Source organism: Urbifossiella limnaea, from assembly GCF_007747215.1.
Taxonomy (GTDB): domain Bacteria; phylum Planctomycetota; class Planctomycetia; order Gemmatales; family Gemmataceae; genus Urbifossiella; species Urbifossiella limnaea.
This window is the reverse complement of the sequence record NZ_CP036273.1, coordinates 5,230,397-5,249,620: the sequence shown is the minus strand read 5'-3', so window position 1 is coordinate 5,249,620 and position 19,224 is coordinate 5,230,397. Positions and strand designations below refer to the sequence as shown.

The 19,224-nt window shown below is 70.4% G+C and carries 12 protein-coding genes; 3 read left to right on the top strand and 9 right to left on the bottom strand.

Translation table 11 applies throughout. The features are described 5' to 3' along the window. The first annotated feature begins 38 nt into the window (after positions 1 to 38). Positions 39 to 1,094 carry a hypothetical protein gene (locus tag ETAA1_RS21360; RefSeq protein WP_145242078.1) on the top strand — a complete coding sequence of 352 codons (1,056 nt, stop codon included), beginning with the start codon at positions 39 to 41 and terminating at the stop codon, positions 1,092 to 1,094. On the opposite strand, the gene mfd is transcribed toward ETAA1_RS21360, so the two are convergent. From mfd to ETAA1_RS21315, 9 genes are all read right to left on the bottom strand, one after another. Next, positions 1,084 to 4,374 (bottom strand): transcription-repair coupling factor, encoded by a 3,291-nt coding sequence (gene mfd, locus ETAA1_RS21355; RefSeq protein ID WP_145242077.1) that lies wholly within the window; start codon positions 4,372 to 4,374, stop codon positions 1,084 to 1,086. The genes ETAA1_RS21360 and mfd overlap by 11 nt on opposite strands. Positions 4,375 to 4,600: 226 nt before the next feature. Further along, positions 4,601 to 5,293: a response regulator gene (locus tag ETAA1_RS21350; RefSeq protein WP_145242076.1), complete on the bottom strand. Its 693-nt coding sequence runs from the start codon at positions 5,291 to 5,293 to the stop codon at positions 4,601 to 4,603. Positions 5,294 to 5,298: 5 nt separating this feature from the next. Next, positions 5,299 to 7,998, bottom strand: a complete 2,700-nt coding sequence (locus tag ETAA1_RS21345) for a sensor histidine kinase (protein WP_145242075.1) — start codon at positions 7,996 to 7,998, stop codon at positions 5,299 to 5,301. A gap of 15 nt (positions 7,999 to 8,013) precedes the next feature. After that, positions 8,014 to 8,589 (bottom strand): potassium-transporting ATPase subunit KdpC, encoded by a 576-nt coding sequence (gene kdpC, locus ETAA1_RS21340; RefSeq protein ID WP_145242074.1) that lies wholly within the window; start codon positions 8,587 to 8,589, stop codon positions 8,014 to 8,016. A gap of 13 nt (positions 8,590 to 8,602) precedes the next feature. Beyond that, complete coding sequence (gene kdpB / locus ETAA1_RS21335; protein WP_145242073.1) at positions 8,603 to 10,669, bottom strand: potassium-transporting ATPase subunit KdpB; 2,067 nt, start codon at positions 10,667 to 10,669, stop codon at positions 8,603 to 8,605. 19 nt (positions 10,670 to 10,688) lie between these two features. Next, positions 10,689 to 12,413, bottom strand: a complete 1,725-nt coding sequence (gene kdpA / locus ETAA1_RS21330) for a potassium-transporting ATPase subunit KdpA (protein WP_145242071.1) — start codon at positions 12,411 to 12,413, stop codon at positions 10,689 to 10,691. After that, on the bottom strand, positions 12,410 to 12,502 hold the full coding sequence (locus ETAA1_RS21325; protein WP_145242069.1) for a potassium-transporting ATPase subunit F: 93 nt from the start codon (positions 12,500 to 12,502) through the stop codon (positions 12,410 to 12,412). Before ETAA1_RS21325 ends, kdpA begins: the two co-directional genes overlap by 4 nt. A 394-nt stretch (positions 12,503 to 12,896) precedes the next feature. Continuing rightward, a complete protein-coding gene (locus ETAA1_RS21320; protein ID WP_145242067.1) occupies positions 12,897 to 13,595 on the bottom strand; it encodes a sulfite oxidase-like oxidoreductase in 699 nt (232 codons plus the stop codon). A gap of 87 nt (positions 13,596 to 13,682) precedes the next feature. Beyond that, complete coding sequence (locus ETAA1_RS21315; protein WP_145242065.1) at positions 13,683 to 14,147, bottom strand: flavin reductase family protein; 465 nt, start codon at positions 14,145 to 14,147, stop codon at positions 13,683 to 13,685. Positions 14,148 to 14,410: 263 nt separating this feature from the next. Between ETAA1_RS21315 and ETAA1_RS21310 the strand changes: the two genes are divergently transcribed. Both ETAA1_RS21310 and ETAA1_RS21305 read left to right on the top strand, forming a co-directional pair. Further along, complete coding sequence (locus ETAA1_RS21310; protein ID WP_145242063.1) at positions 14,411 to 17,275, top strand: TolC family protein; 2,865 nt, start codon at positions 14,411 to 14,413, stop codon at positions 17,273 to 17,275. Beyond that, positions 17,181 to 19,175, top strand: coding sequence for a hypothetical protein (locus tag ETAA1_RS21305; protein ID WP_145242061.1), 1,995 nt, complete (start codon positions 17,181 to 17,183; stop codon positions 19,173 to 19,175). Before ETAA1_RS21310 ends, ETAA1_RS21305 begins: the two co-directional genes overlap by 95 nt. The last annotated feature ends 49 nt before the right edge of the window (positions 19,176 to 19,224 follow it).

The window sequence follows — 19,224 nt, the reverse complement described above, 5'->3', positions numbered from 1 at the left end:
CTCAGAATCACGGCGCCCACCTCGTGGAGGTCCGACTCGTGCGCATCACCGGCCTGCTCCTGTGTCTCGTGTGCGTTTACACCGCGGGGGTGTCCGCTCGCCAACCCGCTGTGCCGCTGGAGACGTGGGCCGGGAGGCAGCAACTTCCGGCGACCCGGTACGAGCTACGCTGGGAGAAGTTCCCGGCCGGCGAGCCAACGCCCCACGATGACAGAGCCTTCACCGGAACGGGCCTCGTCATCCTCGACGCGGCCGGTGGCCGCACAAGGGTGGATCAGGACGAACGACTCCGCTTCAAGAACCGCCCGGGGCAGCTGAACCGGGTCCGGCAGTCGGTCCGCTATGACGGACAGGAGCAGACGTGCTTCTTCAAAATGGAGCCGGCCGCGAACGCGGCGGAGGAGCCGGCCGGGGTGAAGGTTGCCGTCGGCGTGTGGGGTGGGTCAATGCACTGGCCCGACGAATTCGCTCCTCTCGCGTGGGCGCACGGGCTCGTCGTCCCGTCCGGCGGCCCCCAGATCGGTCCGTTCCCGACGGCTTGGTGGCCGACCAGCGAGCGCTTCCGACCCGCCGGCACCGACGTAATTGACGGGCGCCCGTGTGCCGTACTCCGCGATGCGACCGCGGCCGAGGGTGTCACCGCGACGCTACACGTGGACGCGGCCGACGGGGCCGTTCTCCGCACCAGCCGCGTTCGGGCCGGTGGTTCGACGCAGGTCGTGGCGGTGACGTACCGCGACACGCCACACGGCCGACTTCCAGCCGGATGGGAGGTGACGAACACGCGGCCTGGGCAGCCACCTGCCGTCGAAGCGAAGGTGACGGTGTCTGCGGCCCGTTTCGACCCACCGGCGGCCGACGACTTTCGTGTCGCGTTGCGACCGGGCATGTACGTCGAGCGCCAGGGGCAGACGTGGAGTGTGGGGCCGGAAGGGGTACAGGTGCCGCTCGAATCGTCGGAGGGTGAACGGCCGACGCTGATGGCGCGTGCGCTCGCCGTCGTTGGGCCGATCGGCTTCCTCGGCCTGGTAATGGCCGCGTGTCTGGTGGTCGGCCTGCTGGCCCTTCGACGGCGGGTGCGGGCTACGTCATAGTTACACCGCCGAGTACGTCCAGCAGCAGGCGGTACGTCGCCTCCGGGCCGTCGTCCTCGACCTTGAGGCGGAGGTACAGGCTCTTCTCGTCCACCACCTTCACCCGGTTGCGACTGAACGCCTGCAACTGCTCCGCCGCCTTCCGGTTCCTGTAGCTGAACACCAGGTCCGGCCCGTCACGGTGAACCCCCGCCACCTTCCACCGCACGCACAGCAGTCGCACCTCCGTCGCCCGCAGCAGCCACTCGACCGGGTCCGGCGGCGGGCCGTAGCGGTCGCGCAGTTCCTGGCGGAAGTCGGCGAGCTTGTCCGGGTCGCGGAGGCGGGCCAGGCGGCGGTACACCTCGATGCGGAGCTTCTGACCGGGCACGTAGTCGCGCGGCAGGAACGCCGGCCACGGCAGATCGACGTTCACCTCCACCGCTTCCTTCGGCGGCTGTTGCTTCATCGCCCGCACCGCGTTTTCGAGCAGCTGGCAGTACAGCTCGTAGCCGATGGCCGCGATGTGGCCGCTCTGCTCGGAGCCGAGGATGTTGCCGGCGCCGCGGATCTCCAGGTCGCGCATCGCGATCTTGAACCCGGCCCCGAGCTCCGTGAATTCTTCGATCGCCTTCAGCCGCTTCTGCGCATTCGGCGTCACCAGCTTTAGCGGGTTCACGATCAGGTACGCGTACGCCCGGTGCTTCGACCGCCCCACCCGGCCGCGAAGCTGGTGGAGATCGGCCAGCCCGTAAATGTCGGCGTCGTCGATGATCATGGTGTTCGCGTTCGGGATGTCCAGGCCGCTCTCGATGATGGTCGTCGCCACCAGGATGTCCGCCTCCTTGCGGACGAACTTCACCATCGCTTGCTCCAGCTCGTCGGCGCTCATCTGGCCGTGACCGACGACGATCCTTGCTTCGGGAACGAGAGCCCTCACCTTCGCCGCGACCTCGTGGATGTCGAACACGCGGTTGTGGACGAAGTACACCTGCCCGCCGCGGGTCATCTCGCGGAGGATGGCGTGGCGCAGCAGCTGGTCGTCCCAGCGGATGATGCGCGTCTCGACCGGCTGGCGCTCGGGCGGCGGCGTTTCGAGGTTCGAGATCTCGCGGATGCCCAGCAGCGCCGAGTGAAGCGTTCGCGGGATCGGCGTCGCCGTCATCGTCAGGACGTGGACCGTGGCCCGGAGGCGTTTCAGCCGCTCCTTGTGCTCGACGCCGAACCGTTGCTCCTCGTCGATGACGACGAGGCCCAAGTCCTTGAACTTCACGTCCTTCGACAGGAGCCGGTGCGTGCCGACGATCACGTCGATCTCGCCGGCCGCGAGCCGCTTGAGGGCGTCCTTCGTGGAGCCGTGCGACTTGAAGCGGTTGACCACCCCGACGGCGAACGGGTACTCGGCGAACCGCTGCGTGAACGTGCGGTAGTGCTGTTCCGCGAGGACGGTCGTCGGCACCAGGATGGCCACCTGCTTGCCGCCGTCCACGGCCTTGAACGCGGCGCGGATGGCGACCTCCGTCTTGCCGTAGCCCACGTCGCCGCAGATGAGTCGGTCCATCGGCTTCGGCTTGGTCAGGTCGCCCTTCGTCTCCTGAATGGCGGCGAGCTGGTCGGGCGTCTCCTGGTACGGGAACGCGGCCTCGAACTCCGTCTGCCACTCGCTGTCCGGCGGCAGCGCTTCGGCGGCGACGGCCTGTCGCACCGCCTGGAGCTGGATCATGTCCGCGGCCATGTCGCGGACCGCCTCGCCGACGCGATCCTTCTTCCGCCCCCACGCGCTGCCGCCGAGCTTCGACAGCTCCGGCTCCGTCGCCTGCCCGCCGACGTACTTCTGCACCAGGTCGATCCGCGACGCCGGGACGTACAGCATCACCCCGTCGCGGAATTCGAGAACGAGATTCTCTTCCTGGGCCGCAGTCTCGTGGTCGGTCACCTCGGCCGTCCGGTCCAGCATGACCATGCCGCGGAAGCGGCCGATGCCGTGGGCGACGTGGACGACGTAGTCGCCGTCGTTGAGTTCGAGGAACGTGTCGATCGCCCGCCCTTCGACGCGGCGGCTCGACCCCTTTGCGGCCGGCGCCTTCACGCCGTGCGGCTGCTGGTCCTTGTGGAACAACTCGTGACTGCCGAGCACCACTACCCCGGCGCCCACGAGGCGGAAGCCGGCGCGGACGTGCCCCGTGACCAGCTTCAGCCGCTGCGACTCGGCCAGGCGGCCGGCCTTCAGCACGTCGGTGAGGCGGTGGCACTCGGCGTCGGTCTGGCAGGCGATGAGCACCCGGCTGCCGTCGTCCGCGGCCACGGCGTCGAGTTCGTCGCGGACGCGCTGCACGTTGCCGCTGAACCGCTCCACCGACTCCACCCGCAGGTGGACCGACGCCTCCACGCTCGGCCGCGGCATCGCCGACACCGCCACCGTCGGCAGCTTCAGCAGGTTGGCGAAGGTGCCGTCCACGGTGAACAGGCCGGTCGAGTCGCCGACGCGCTCGAGGAACAGCTTGGCCTGCTCCTTCAGGTCGCCGGGCTCGACCAGCGCCGCGACCGAGCCCGCGGGGAGGTGGTCGGTGAAGAAGCCGCGCTCGACGCCGCCCCCGCCCGACCCGCCGACGGGGAGCAGCGTCAGCGCCGGGCGCGTGTCGAGGCTGCGCTGCGAACCCGCGGAGAAGGTGCGGAGCGATTCCAGTTCGTCGCCGAAGAATTCGAGGCGCACCGGGTCGGGGCTGTCGGGCGGGTACACGTCGAGGATGCCGCCGCGGCGGCCGAACTCGCCGGGATACTCGACGGCCTCCACGCGCTTGTAGCCGTTCGCTACCAGCCACGCCACCAGCTCGTCGGGGTCGATCACCTCGCCGGCCGCGAGCTTCTTGCCGCGGGCCGTCAGGTCGGCCCGCGGCGGCACCGGTTGCACCAACGCGGCCACGGTACAGACGACCAGCCGCGGCGGGTCGAGGGCCAGCTGTTGCAGCAGTCGCAGGCGCGACGTGGTGGCCGGGTCGAGCTTCCCCTTGTGAGTCGGCGGCGGCCACGCCTCCCAGGCGTCGAACACGGCCGGGCGCGTGCCGGCGAACGAGGCTAGGTCTTCGGCCCAGGCTTCGAGGTCGGCGGGGGAGGCGACCACCGCGAGGACGGTGGCAGGCGAGTCGGACGCGAGTGCCGCGACGGCGAGGGCGGCGGCCGAGCCCCAGGCGCCGTCAATCGTGCCGCTGCGGCCGGCGGCCAGCGCGGCGCGCAGGTTCGCCCAGCCGTCCGCGCCGTGGAGCGTCCGGGTCAGCTGCGCCAGTCCCTCCTCGCTCGCCATCCGGGTATCCTACGCCTCGCGGAACCGCTGCCCGTCGCCGCTCGCGTCCGCCGCCCACGGGTCGCCGTGTAACCTGGATGCTAAAGGTCGCGCGGACCTGTTCCAAACCCTTTGACGAGAGACCCTTTCGGTTCTGGCAGCAAGAAAAAAGCGGCCGGCGGGACCGGCAGAATTCCTGAATCGTAGGCCGGCTCGGCCCCACTCGGTTGGGCGGCCAGAACGACTCTCATTCTGCGGCGAAGCGGTAGCCGACGCCCTGCTCGGTCAGGATGTACCGGGGCTGGGTCGGGTCGGGTTCGACCTTCCGCCGGAGCGTGGCGACGAACACCCGCAGGTAGTGGCTCTCGTGAACGTCGTGCGGCCCCCACACGTCCCGCAACAGTTGCCGGTGGGTCAGCACCTTCCCAGCGTTCCGCACGAGCAGGACCAGCAGCTTGTACTCCAGCGGGGTCAGGTGGACCGACTCGTCCTTCAGCGTGGTGGTGCGGGCGGCGAGGTCGATCCGCAGGTCGCCGACCTGGAGGACGGTCCCCTCGGCGGTCTGAGGCCGGGCGTGCCGGAGGGCGGTCCGCATCCGGGCCAGCAGTTCCCCCATCCCGAACGGCTTGGCCAGGTAGTCGTCGGCCCCGGCGTCCAGGGCCTCCACCTTCTGTTGCTCCTGGTCCCGTGCCGACAAGACGATGACCGGGGCCGTCAGCCACTCCCGGAGTTGCCGCAGCACGTCCTGCCCGTCCAGCCCCGGCAGCCCGAGGTCGAGGATCACGAGGTCGGGCGGCTGGGCCGCCGCCTTTTTGATCCCCTCCTCGCCCGACGTGGCTTCCTCGACCCGATACCCCTGCTCGGTGAGGGAGGCCCGCAGGAAGCGGCGGATCGGCGTCTCGTCCTCGATCACCAGCACGAGCGGGTCGTTGGTCCGCATGGCGTCTACTCCACCGGCATCCGGGGCGGGTGCTCGGCCAGCGGGAGCCGGATCGTGAACTCGGCCCCGCCCCCGGGCCGGTTGGCCGCACCGACGGTGCCGCCGTGCAGCCCGATGATCGCCCGGCAGATCGCCAGGCCCAGGCCGCTCCCCCGCCCGGCGTCGGGGCGGGCTGCCCCCCGGTAGAAGCGGTCGAACACTCGCTCCTCCGACCCGGCCGGGAGTCCGGGGCCGTCGTCGGTTACCGAGACGACCAGTTCTCGGCCCCCGGCGGTCGCCGAGATCAGGATGTGAGAACGAGCGGGGGTGTAGCGGGCCGCATTCTCTAACAGGTTAGAAAAAACCTGTTCCAGCAGCAGGCCGTCCACGAACAGGAGCGACATCTCCGGCGGCAGACGCACCTCGACGTGGTGGCGGTGCAGGAGCGGCTTCGTCCGCCGGAGGGCCGACCCGATGACGTCCTCCAGCACGTGCCACTGCTTGTTGGGGGACACGGCCCCGGCGTCGAGCCGGGCGATTTGCAGGATGTTCTCCAGCAGGCCGTTGAGCCGAACGGCCTCCTCGGAGATCGTTTCGAGGAGTTCCCGCCTCGTGCCGGCGGCGGTCGGCTCCAGTTGGAGCAGGGTGCTGCTGGCCCCGGCGATGGCGGCCAGCGGCGTCTTCAGGTCGTGCGAGACGCTGCTGAGGAGCGTACTGCGAACCTGCTCCGTCTCGGCCCGGAGGCGGGCGTCGGCCGCGCTCATCGCCATCCGGTCCCGCTCCACGGCCAGGGCCAACTGGCTCGCACAGTTTTCGAGCCACTGCCGCTGGTCCGGCTGGAGCAGGCGGTCCGCCGCCTCGACCCGGACGGCAATCGCACCGAACGTCGATTGCGAGCCGGTGAGGGGTACGAACAGGGCGGGAGCGTTGGGCAGCGTGTCGGTCCCCCGCCCGGCGATCTGGTCGTGGGTCATGACCCAGTGGGCGGCCGGGCCGCTGACCGGGTGCGTGGCGATGCCGGTGTTGTGTCCGAAGACGACGGCGGGAGGGTTCTTCGCCCCGGCGGGGTCGCCCGGGGCGAGGTAGATCGCCACCTCGCCGCCGGTCGTCTCTCGCAAGTGCTGCCCGGCCGCACCCACCAGGAACACGTCCCCGGCCAGCGAACTCAGCTGCTTGCCGAGCCGGTGCAGGGCCAGCGTGCGGCGCTCCCGCTGCCGGCCGAGTTCGAGTTGGGTGCGGAGTCGGGCGGTCAGGGTACTGATCAGCAGCCCGATCACGAGCAGCACGCCGAACGTGACGAGGTACTGCGTGTCGTCCACCGTGAGGGAGTAGTAGGGCAGGACGAAGAACACGTCGAACACCAGCACCGAGACGACGCTGGCCCAGACCGCCGGGCCGCGGCTGTACCGGAAGGCGACCCAGGCGACCGCCGCGAGGAACACCATCACGACGTTCGCCTCGGCCACCCGGAGGCGGGCGAACCACCCGGCCAGCAACGACCCCACGGCCACGACCCCGGTGGCGGCGAGGTACTCGGCCCACGGCACCCGGGAGGGCGGCCCGGGGACGGCTTGCGTCCCCCGGCCCTCGGCCGCCCCCTGGATCAGGTAGACGTCGATGTCGCCGCTGCCATCCAGCAGTTCCTCGACCACGCCCCTCCGGAGCCACCGCCGCCAGGGGGGCGTGCGGGTCTTGCCGACGAAGATCTTGGTCACGTTGTTCGTGCGGGCGTAGTCGAGGAGCGTCGCCGCCACCCCCGTCCCGGTCAGGGTGACCGTCTCGGCCCCAAGCCGCTCGGCCAGTCGGAGGTGGTCGGCGACCCGCTGGGCGGCGGCCGGGACGCTGGCGACCCCCGGCTGCTCGACGCTGACGGCCAGCCACGGGGCGTCGAGGGCGGCGGCGAGTTGCCGGGCGGTGCGGATGACCCGGGCGGTGGTCGGGCTGGGGCCGACGCAGACGAGCAGCCGGTCCGTCGTCGCCCACGGTGCGCCCGCCGCCGACCGGCGGCGGGCCGACTCGACCTCGGTGTGGACCCGCCGGGCCGCTTGCCGGAGGGACAGTTCCCGCAGGGCGACGAGGTTCGACCTCTGGAAGAAGCTCTGAATCGCCCGCTCGGCCTGCTCCGAGCGGTACACCTTGCCCTCACGCAGCCGCCCGAGCAGGTCTTCGGGCGGGATGTCGGTCACTTCCAGTTCGTCGGCCATCTCGAAGATGCGGTCCGGGACCGTCTCCCGCACGGTCACGCCGGTGATCTGCCCGATCACGTCGTTCAGACTCTCGATGTGCTGGACGTTGAGCGTCGTCCAGACGTTAATCCCGGCCTCCAGCAACTCGGCCACGTCCTGCCACCGTTTGGCGTGTCGGCACCCCGGGGCGTTGGTGTGGGCGAGTTCGTCGACCAGGATCAGGTCGGGGCGGCGGGCGAGTGCGGCATCGACGTCGAACTCCCGCAGCACGACGCCGGCGTACTCGACCCGGCGGGTCGGCAGGGCCTCCAGCCCGGCCAGCAGGGCTTCCGTCCCCGGCCGCCCGTGCGGTTCGACGTAGCCGACGACGACCTCCCGCCCGGCCGTCCTGGCGTGCCGGGCCGCTTCGAGCATGGCGTAGGTCTTCCCGACCCCGGCGGCGTAGCCGAAGAAGACTTTTAACTTCCCCCGCTTCGCCTGCCGTTCCTCGGCCCGCAGTCGGGCGAGCAGGTGTTCGGGGTCCGGCCGGGTGGGTGTCATGATGCCCTCCGGGTGTTACCGTGCGGCCCCGGCGTCCAGCGCGCGGTTCAACGTCAGCACGTTCACCCGTGGCTCCCCGAGGAGGCCGAACTGCCGGGGTTCGGTCTGCGCCCGGACGAGTGCCCGGACCGCTTCCTCGGTCATGTTTCGGGCGGCGGCGACCCGGCGGACCTGAACCTCGGCGGCGGCGGGGCTGATGTGCGGGTCGAGGCCGCTGCCGGAGGCGGTCACGAGTTCGACCGGGACGGCCCCGACGGTCGGGTCGTACTTCCGCAGATCGTCGATCCGCCCCCGGGCGTTCTTGGCAAGGTCCGGGTGCTGGGGGCCGAAGTTGGACCCCGACGAGGCGACGGCGTTGTACGGCACCGGACTGGTCGCCGACAGCCGCCCCCAGAAGTATTCCGGCTTCGCGAACGGTTGGCCGATTAGCTCCGACCCGGCGGGCCGACCGTCGTGGGCGATCAGGCTGCCGTTCGCAGGGCCGCGGAACAGCGTTTGAGCCAGCACGGTCACGACGAGCGGGTACACGACCCCGGTGAGCAGGGTCATGACGCCGAGGACGACCAGCGATGTTCGCAGGTGGTGCCACATAGGGGTTCTCCGGTCAGCCCGTGAACAGCGAGAGCAGCAGGTCGATGGCCTTGATGCCGACGAACGGCACGAGCAGCCCGCCGACGCCGTACACGAGCAGGTTGGTGCGCAGCAGTTGGGCCGCCCCGACGGGCCGGTAGCGGACGCCCCGGAGGGCCAGCGGCACCAGGGCGACGATGACCAGGGCGTTGAAGATCACCGCCGCCAGGATGGCGTTCGCCGGGGTCGACAGCCCCATCACGTCGAGCGTCTTGAGGGCCGGGTACGTCGAGGCGAACGCCGCCGGGAGGATGGCGAAGTACTTCGCCACGTCGTTGGCGATGCTGAACGTGGTCAGTGCCCCCCGGGTCATCAGCAGTTGCTTGCCGACGTGGACGACCTCGATCAGCTTCGTCGGGTTGGAGTCGAGGTCCACCATGTTCCCCGCCTCCTTGGCCGCCTGGGTGCCGGTGTTCATGGCGACGGCGACATCGGCCTGGGCCAGGGCCGGGGCGTCGTTGGTGCCGTCCCCGGTCATCGCCACGAGGCGACCGCCCTGCTGGTACTCCCGGATCAGGGCCAACTTCGCCTCCGGGGTGGCCTCGGCCAGGTAGTCGTCCACCCCGGCCTCGGCGGCGATGGCGGCGGCGGTGAGCGGGTTGTCGCCGGTGATCATCACCGTCTTGATCCCCATCCGCCGCAGTTCGGCGAACCGCTCCTTGATCCCGCCCTTCACGACGTCCTTGAGTTCGATCACCCCGAGAACCCGGGCGTCCCGGCTGACCACCAGCGGCGTGCCCCCGGCCTGAGCGATCGCCCGCACCGCCTCGCGCACCGTATCGGGGAAGGTGCCGCCGAGGGTGCGGGCGTGGGCCTCGACGGCGTCGGCGGCCCCCTTGCGGATTTGCCGGCCGTCCAGGTCCACGCCGCTCATGCGGGTCTTGGCCGAGAACGGGACGAAGTGCGGGCCGATCTGTTCCAGATCGCGGCCCCGCAGCCCGAACTCCCGCTTCGCCAGCACGGCGATGCTCCGACCCTCGGGCGTCTCGTCGGCGAGCGAGGCCAGGTGGGCGGCGGACGCCAAGTCTTCCCCGCTCACGCCGTCGGCCGGGACGAACCGGGTCGCCTGCCGGTTGCCGAGGGTGATGGTGCCGGTCTTGTCGAGGAGCAGCACGTCCACGTCCCCCGCCGCCTCCACGGCCCGGCCGGACATGGCGACCACGTTGGACCGGCCGAGGCGGTTCATGCCGGCGATCCCGATGGCCGAGAGCAGGGCACCGATGGTGGTCGGGGCGAGGCACACGAGTAGTGCCACCAGGACCGTGAGCGTGACGGGCCTCCCCGCCCCGGAGACTTCAACGCTGTACGCCGAGAACGGCAGGAGGGTGACCACCACGAGCAGGAAGACGAGGGTGAGGGCGGCGAGGAGGATCGCCAGGGCGATCTCGTTCGGCGTCTTCTGCCGCCTCGCCCCCTCGACCATTGCGATCATCCGGTCGAGGAAGCTCTCCCCCGGCAGGGTCGCCACCCGCACGACCAGCCAGTCGGAGATGATGCGGGTGCCGCCGGTGACGGAACTGCGGTCGCCGCCGCTCTCCCGGACCACCGGGGCACTCTCCCCGGTGACGGCACTCTCGTCCACCGACGCCACACCCTCCACGACCTCGCCGTCGGCCGGGATCACGTCGCCGGCCCGCACCAGCACGAGATCGCCGACCCTCAGATCGGCGGCCGGAACGTCGGCCGTCTCACGGGTCTTCGGGTCGGTCAGCCGCCGGGCGGTAACCTCCGTGCGGGACTTCCGCAGGGACGCCGCCTGGGCCTTGCCGTGCCCCTCCGCTATCGCCTCGGCGAAGTTGGCGAACAGCACGGTCGCCCACAGCCAGGCGGCAACCCCCAGGACGAACCCCGACGACTCGCCGGAGCCGCCCGACGGCGACCGCACCCAGAGCAGCGTGGTCAGGATGCTGCCGAGGTACACGGCGAACATCACCGGGTTGCGGAGTTGGGTGCGGGGGTCGAGTTTCGCCAGGGACGCCACGACGGCACCCCGGAGGATGTCCGCACGGAACAACGCCGGGGCTTCGGATCGAGTGTTCATGGGTGTTCGGTGGCTCCGGTTACGACCGCATCATCAGGTGTTCGACGACCGGCCCCAGGGCCAGGGCCGGGAAGAAGCTCAGGGCACCGACCACGACCACCACGGCCACGAGCAGGAACACGAACAGTGGCGTGTGCGTCGGCAGCGTCCCCGGCCCCGCCGGGACGTGGTTCTTCCGGGCCAGCGACCCGGCGACGGCCAGGACCGGGAGCATCACCCCGAACCGGCCGACGAGCATCGCCAGCCCGAGCGTGCCGTTGTAGAACGGGGCGTTGGCCCCCAGCCCGGCGAACGCCGAGCCGTTGTTGTTCGCCGCCGACGAGTAGGCGTACAGGATTTCGCTGAACCCGTGCGGGCCGGCGTTGGCGACCCCCTTCTTGCCGTCCTCGACCGTCACGCCGAGGGCCGTGCCGATCAGCACCGCGGCACACGGCAGGATGATGACCAGGGAGGCCATCTTGACCTCGAACGCCCCGATCTTCTTGCCGAGGTACTCGGGGGTGCGGCCGACCATCAGCCCGGCCAGGAACACCGTGATCAGGGCGAACACGAGCATCCCGTACAGCCCGGACCCGACCCCGCCGAACACGACCTCGCCGAGTTGCATCAGCCACATCGGCGCCAGCCCGCCGAGCGGCGTGTACGAGTCGTGCATGGAGTTCACCGACCCGTTCGCCGCCGCCGTCGTGGCGACCGCCCACAACGCCGAGTTCGGGACGCCGAACCGGACCTCCTTTCCCTCCGTGTTCCCGGCGGTCTGGTCGACCCCGAGGGGCGTCAACGTCGGGTTCGGCTGGAGTTCGGCCCAGACGGTAACGCCGAGCAGCGGGAGGAAGATCACCAGCATGGCGGCCAGGATCGCCCACCCCTGTCGGCGGTCGCCGACCATCTCGCCGAACGTCCAGCACAGGGCGGCGGGGATCAGCAGGATTGCCACCAGTTGAAGCAGGTTCGACAGCGGGGTCGGGTTCTCCAGCGGGTGCGCCGAGTTGGTGTTGAAGAACCCGCCGCCGTTGGTGCCGAGCTGCTTGATTGCCACCTGGGAGGCAGCCGGACCGACGGCGATTCGCTGGGTCGTGACCGGGTTTCCGTTGGCGTCCACGGTCGGCTCGACCAGCGGAACCTCGTGGGAGGCGGACACCGTTTGCGGCACGCCCTGCGACACGAGTGTGACGGCCAGCACCAGCGACAGCGGGAGCAGGACGTACACCGTCCCCCGGACCAGATCGACCCAGAAGTTGCCGATGGTGTCCACGCCGCGGCGGGCGAACCCCCGGACCAGGGCCACCAGCACGGCCATCCCGGCCCCGGCGGACAGGAAGTTCTGGACGGCGAGGGCGGTCATCTGGGTGAAGTAGCTCATCGTGGTCTCGCCGCCGTACCCCTGCCAGTTGGTGTTGGTGGCGAAGCTGACGGCGGTGTTGAAGCTGGAGTCCGGCGAGACGGCGGCCTGCGACTCCGGGTTGAGCGGCAGCACTGCTTGGAGGCGTTGCACGCCGTACACGGCCAGCACGCTGACGAACCCGAACGCCAGCACCGCCCCGGCGTACCGCTGCCATGTCATCTCGGCACCGGGGTCGATGCGGGCCAGTCGGTAGACCGCCCGCTCGACGGGGCCGAGCAACTGGCCGGGGCCGGGCACCCGCCCGGCGTACACCCGGGCCATGTACCAGCCCAGCGGCCGGACGCACGCCAGCACGAGGCCGAGGGCGAGGCCGAGTTGGAGGACGCCGTTGGCGGTCATGAGAACCACTCCGGTTTCAGCAGGGCCACGATCAGGTAACCGGCCAGGGCGACGGCCGCGAGCAGGGCGAGCAGCAGGAAGCCGTCCACGGCTAACCCTCCCCTTGAAGTGAGGTCAGCAACCGGATCAGGTGGTAGGAGCTGGCGAAGAAGACCGTGACGACGGCCAGCCAGGCGAAATCCATGTGAGCGTCCTCCCGTGGGTCCACAGGAAGTATGCCGGGACGTGGATCAAGGTGGCGTCAATTGTGACCGGCAGGGCGTCAAGAAAGGATCAAGACGGGCGGTTCCCGTGCGTGCCGGTCGAGGGGAATAAGCGGGCGAACGCGGCGGTACTCGCCAGGGCCCGCCACCGGATCATCGTGTGGCCCCGGGCGGGGGAGAGCCGCCACAGGACGTTCCTGCCGTGGTTCAACCCGGACTGCAACACGCCGGTGCAGGTCGTGAGCGACATGTTCGGCTTGATGGCGGGGCGGCCGTACCCCTACCGTCGGGATTCTTCCGAGGGACGGGAAGGCGAACTTGAAGCCCCAAGTGCCTCCTCAGCCTCCTCTTCAGCATTTCTGAACCGCTGGCCGTCGGGGTGTCTTCCATTTTGGGTCCACGGGTCGCCGCGCATGTGATAGCCGCCGTGTTCCGGGCTCTCCCAGAAGCCCGGCCGGTCGTCGGTCATGAACTCGACGCCGCGCACCCACTTCGCACTCTTCCAGGCGTACAGCCGCGGGATCACGAGTCGCACCGGGTGGCCGTGTTCCGGTGTCAGGTCGGCGCCGTCGTGCCGCAGCGCGAAGACGGCGTCGTCGGCGAAGAAGTCCTCCACCGGCAGGTTCGTGCTGAACCCGTACTCACCGTGGACCATCACGTACTTCGCCGCCGGGCTCACCGTCACGTGCTTCAGTAGCTCCGTCGTGGCGACGCCCTCCCACAGGTTGTTCAGCTTCGACCAGCGGGTGACGCAGTGCATGTCGGCGAAGACGGCGACGCGGGGCAGCGCCGCGAACTCGGCCCAATTAAACCGCCGAATCTTGTCCACGAGCGGGATCGGGAAGACGGTCAGGTCCCACGTCGCGGGGTCGAACGGCGGCACCGGGCCGGCGTGCAGCACCGGCCACTTCTGCGTCAACACCTGGCGCGGCGGCAGGCGCTCGGGCCGGCGGGTGTCGGGGGAGATGATCGGGTCCATGCGTCGCGAGGGACAGGAGGCGGGAGACCGGAGTCAGGATACGGGTCTCTGACTCCTGTCTCCTGTTTCCTGTCCCCTGTTCTCCCGTCAGTAGTGCGTACCGGTCCGGCGGACGTGCGTCGCCGGGCGGGCGTCGTGGTGGACGGCCCCGCCGACGACATCGCCCACCACCAGCACGTGGTCGCCGGCGTCGAACCGGGCGGCGACGCGGCACGTGATGAACGCGTGCGCCGCCAGCAGCACCGGCACGCCGTCGCGGGTCACGTCTAAACCGGCAAACGCGTCCGCGTCCGGGGCGAAACCCTTCCCGAAGTGCGCGACCAACTTCTTGTCGCCCTCCGCCAACACGTTCACCACGAACCCCGTGCCCTCGACCAGTTCCGGCAGCACCCAGCGCTCCTTGCTCACGGCCACCGACACGCGTGGCGGCTGGAAGGAGCACTGCTGCACCCAGCTCGCGAGCATCCCGGTCTCCCGCCCGCCGGCGCTCACCGTCAGCACGAACAAGCCACTCGGAATCCGACCCACCGCCGCCATCATCGCGTCGATCATGCCCGCACCCTCGTCGTAAGTAGCATCCTAGTCGGCGTTCCGGGCCGGTCACACGTCTCCGGCGGAATGTGTATCGCGGAGGGGGGGAGGGGGTCGCGATCCGCGTCGAGTCGGACAGGCAGCTCACCGTCGGCGCGACGCCCGCCCCCGTGCCTTCCCCGTTTACCGCTGGAACCGGGGGTTCCGGTTCAACCCAGCTTACCCCGATGGTCGATACCCCCGTTACAGGCCGTCGCCCGCCCGCGCCCGATTTGGGTCTCCCGATGCAACAAACGGACCTCGCGCCGTTCGCCCGCCGCGCCCGCACGCTGGGCCTCGCCCTGCTGCTGATCGCCGTAGGCGTCGGGTGCAACCGCCAGCACTACCGGCAGCGGGCCGACCACGACGTGGAAGGGATCATCAGTCAGAAGAACGTCTTCCCCGACTGGCAGGTCAAGAACTTCCACGCCTACCCGAACCCGGCCGCGCGGTTCGCCGACCCGTCGGACCCCGACCACCCCCCGTACCCGCCCGACGACTACGCGGCCCGCGTGCTCAGCCCCAACCCCCAGCACCCCACCAAGCGGGCCGGGGCCGGGCGGTTCGAGGGGAAGGGCTACCTCGACTACCTCGGCGCGTGGGACGCCACCAACCGCGGCGCCGAACCGGCGAAGGAACAACTGCCTCCCCCGAACATGGACGAGGTCGTGCCGAACGTCGTGCGCACGCACCCGTCGCCCGACGTCGTCCGGCTCGCCAAGAACACTCGCCCGGCCTCCGCGCTCGAGGGCGTGCAGTCCGGCGTCCTCCTCGTCTCCGGCGACGCCCCCGACGGCTCGCCCGTCGTCGTGGCGGTGCAGCAGGGGCCGAAGGGCGACGCGCCCGCGGTGGTCGCCACCGGCGAGGCGGCCGCCAGCGTGCTCAAGGTGCTGGAGAGCCAGCAGCAGGGCTACCGCATCAAGCTCGAACAGGCGGTCGAGCTCGGGCTCGTGAACGCCCGCGAGTTCCAGGACCGCCGCGAAGACCTGTACCTCGCCGCACTCCCCGTCACACTCGAGCGGTTCAGCTTCGCCGCACAGGGCTTCTTCGCCGAGACCGCGGCACTGGACTTCGCGGGGGGCCTGGCCGGGCGGAACCCGCGCAACGCCGCGACGTTCGGCAGCGACGCCACGCTCGGAAAGCTGTTCCCGACCGGGGCGCTGCTCGCCGTCCGACTCGCCAACCAGGTCGTCGTGGACCTGACCGGCGACCGGCCGACGGCGACGCTGTCGAACCTGTCGGTGTCGCTGTCGCAGCCGTTCCTGCGCGGCGGCGGGTACGCGGTCACGCTCGAGCCGCTGACCCAGGCCGAGCGGAACATGGTGTACGCGATGCGCTCGTACGCGCGGTTCCGCAAGCTGTTCTACGTCGCCATCGCGGCCGGCGGCGGGTACACGAACAACCCGTACGGCCTCCAGGGGCTGTCGGCCAACCTCGGCCGCGGCGTCGGCAACAACCTCACCGCCCCGAACGTCGGCTACCTGCCGATCGTGCTCCAGGCCGCCACCCTCGCCAACCAGCGGCGCAACGTGGATTCGCTGGAGCAGTACCTGAAGCTGTACCAGGCGTTCCGCGAGGGCGGGCAGCAGTCCGACCTCCAGGTGGGGCAGGTCGAGGTGCAACTGCTCAACAACCGCAACCAGCTCCTCGGCCAACAGACGGCGGCGACGGGCGGCGGGTCCGGCACGAGCGGCGGCATCCGCGGCCTGCTCGACCAGCTGGACCAGTTCAAGCTCCAGCTCGGCCTGCCGATGACGGTCGGCCTCGACCTGGACAGCACGCCGCTGGCCCCGATGCAGAAGCAACTGGCCCGGTTCGAGGCGGTGTACGCCGACATCCGCGCCGCCGAGGAGGCCGGCCGGCAGTTCGACCCGGCGGCCCCGGTGGACCAAATCCGCGCGCGCCTGAAGCGCCTGCTCAGCGACGCCCCGATCGTGAAGGGGACCGACTTCGCCGCGAAACTCCCGAATCGCTGGGCGGCGTGGGAGGGTCTATCCCCGGACGCCCTGGGCAAGAGCATGACGAAGGCGGCCGAGGAGCGCCGAGTGCTCCTCGAGCGGCGGGCCGACCGGCTGGCGAAGCAGTTGCCCGAAGACGCCGCCGAGTCGGCCCGCGTCGCGCAGCTCGAAGCCGAGTTGGACCTGGGCGGGTTCGAGCAGGCGCTGCGGGCCTACGAGGCCCGGGCGTGGGCGAACCTGCCCGGCCCGGCCCGGGCGGCGGCGCAGTCGGCCGCGTTCCGCGAGGTGTTCAACGGGTTCTACCAGTTAATCCTGGTGGCGCGGAACGAGCGGTTGGACGGGATCCGCCGGCTGTGGCCCAAACTCCCCGGGGCCGAGGTGGACGGCACGGACCTGCTCGCGGTCGGGATCGACGAGGCGTACACGGCGTCGATGCAGGCGGCGTTGTCGCGCCGGTTGGACCTGATGAACGCCCGCGGGCAGGTGGTGGACGCGTGGCGGCAGGTGAAGGTGCAGGCGAACTCCTTGCAAGGGGTGCTGGACATCGGCTACAATCTCGATTCAGCCACCCCGCCCGGCGGGGGCAACCCGGTCGCGTTCTCCGGGGCGCGGACCACACACAACGTGACGTTCAACGCCGAACTCCCGCTCGTCCGCCGGGCCGAGCGGAACAATTATCGGGCCGCCCTGATCGGCTACCAGCGGCAGCGGCGGACGCTGCAGGCGTTCGAGGACAACATCAGCAACGACGTCCGGGCCGACGTCCGGGAACTGCGGACCATCGCGGAGCTGTACCGCGTTCAGCAGCGTCTCATCGAGCTCGCGTACTCTCAGGTGGACAACGCGCAGGCGTTGATCCTCGAACCGCCCGCCCCGAACGCCCAGACGAGCGCCGGCAACGCCGCCGCCCTCACCAACCAGCTGCTCCAGAACCAGAGCCAGCTCGTACAGGCCCAGAACACGCTGTACACAATCTGGGTGAACTACCTGATCTCGCGGCTGGCCCTGTACACCGACACCGAACTCCTTCAGATCGACGACAACGGGGGTTGGAACGATGAGTCTCTCCCAACCGACGAAGGCCCCGGCCGAGCCGACCCCCGGCCCGAACGGCTCCCCGCTCCCCGGGCAGCTCCTGCCCCCGGGCAGTAGCGTCGGCCCGAAGTCGCTGCCGAGCCACGGCGGCCGGCGGAGCCGGCTCCCCCTCGTCCTCGGCGCCCTGGTCGTCCTCGCCGCGGCCGGCGGCGTCGGTGCCTACTTCTACCTCCGCCAGCCGGCCGCCCGCGCCGACGTTCTCACGCACACCGTCAAGAAGGAGCCGCTGGCCGTCACCGTCACCGAGAAGGGGCAGGTGGAGTCGGCGGACAACAAGGACGTGGTGTGTAAGGTGCGGGCCGGCAGCAAGGGCTTCGCCAGCACGATCAACTGGGTGATCGAGGACGGCGCCCGCGTCGAGGGCGGCCAGCTCGTCATGATCCTCGACGACTCGGCCCTCCAGGACCAGGCCCGCGCCCAGCGGATCGCCCTGGACCAGGCCTACGCCGCCAAGGTGAAGGCCGAGAAGGACTACGAGATCACCGTCGAGGACAACGAGCGGCTGATCGCCGAGGCCGAGAACACGCGCCTCGTGGCCGAGATCGACCTGGACAAGTTCGTCGGCCTGTCGTTCGACCCGGAGCGGCTGGCCCTGTCGGCCCTCGTCGGCGCGCCGGCGGCGCTGGCCGAGGGCGGCGACTACAAGCGGCAGGTGGACGACCTGACCGGTAAGGTGTCGCTCGCCCTGTCCGACGTGCAGCAGTACCAGGAGCGGGCGTCGTGGGCCGACCGCATGGTCCGGCAGAAGTACATGAGCGCCGCCCAGGCCCAGGCCGAGAAGAGCAAGCTGGAGAGTTCCCTGGAGAGCTGGCGGAGCCTCAGCCGCCAGCGCGACCTGCTGCTGGCCTACGACCGCTCGAAGCTCCTCGCCGACTTCCGCAGCAAGGTGGACAACGCCCGCCGGCTGGTGCGGCAGAAGGAGCTGGAGGCCAGCGCCAAGAACGTGCAGGCCGAGATCGAGCGGAAGACGAAGCGGTCCATCTACTCGCAGGAAGGCGACAAGCTGAAGGAGATCGACGACCAGATCAAGGAGTGCCGCATCTACGCCCCGCAGTCCGGGCTGGTGGTCTACTTCAAGAACGAGTCGAGCCGGTTCGGGAGCAGCCCGCAGGGGCTCATCGAGCAGGGGGCGCAGGTGAAGGAGGGGCAGAAGCTCCTCCGCATCCCGAACCTCGACCGGATGCAGGTGAACACCAAGGTGCACGAGGCGATGGTCAGCCGCATCAAGGGCGACATCCGCGTCAGCACCGGCCTCATCACCGGGCTCCGCGCCGGCCAGCTGACGGCGGTGGACCCGTTCCACCGGCTGGTGAGCCAGCACGAAGAAATGATTACCGACCTCGCCCAGCAGTACCGCGACTTCGAGTACAAGACGGCCCGCAAGGGGCAGCGGGCGACGATCCGGGTGGACGCCTTCCCCGAGCAGTCGTTCGCCGGCCGGGTGCGGGTGGTGGCCGGCGTCGCCAGCCAGACCGAGTCGTGGATCTCGGACGTGAAGGTGTACCAGACGCTCGTGCAGATCGACGACGTGGTGCCCGGCCTCAAGCCTGACATGACGGCCGAGGTGACGATCCACATCGAGGGGCTGAAGGACGTGCTGACGGTGCCGCTGCAGGCGGTGGTCGGCGGCGCCGACCTGGGGGCGAAGCGCAAGCTGTTCGTCCGCACGCCGACGGGGTACGAGGAGCGCGAGGTGTCGCTCGGCCTGATGAACGACCGCGTGGTCGAGGTGCGGGAGGGGCTTGTCGAGGGCGACGAGGTGGTGATCAACCCCCGGGTGTTGATGGCGCCGGACAACCGCACGCGGACGGGCATCGGCGGCGGCGAGGGCACCGGCGGCGGCAAGGGCGGCCCCCCGGGCGCGGCGGGCGGCGGCGAGAAGAAGGCGTTCGACCCGTCGAAGAAGAAGGGCGGCGGCGGGGCTCCGGGTGGCGCGCCGCCGCAGGGCGGGCAGTGACTTCGGAGGGATGAGGGATGAGGGATGAGGGATGACCGGCCGAGCCGGG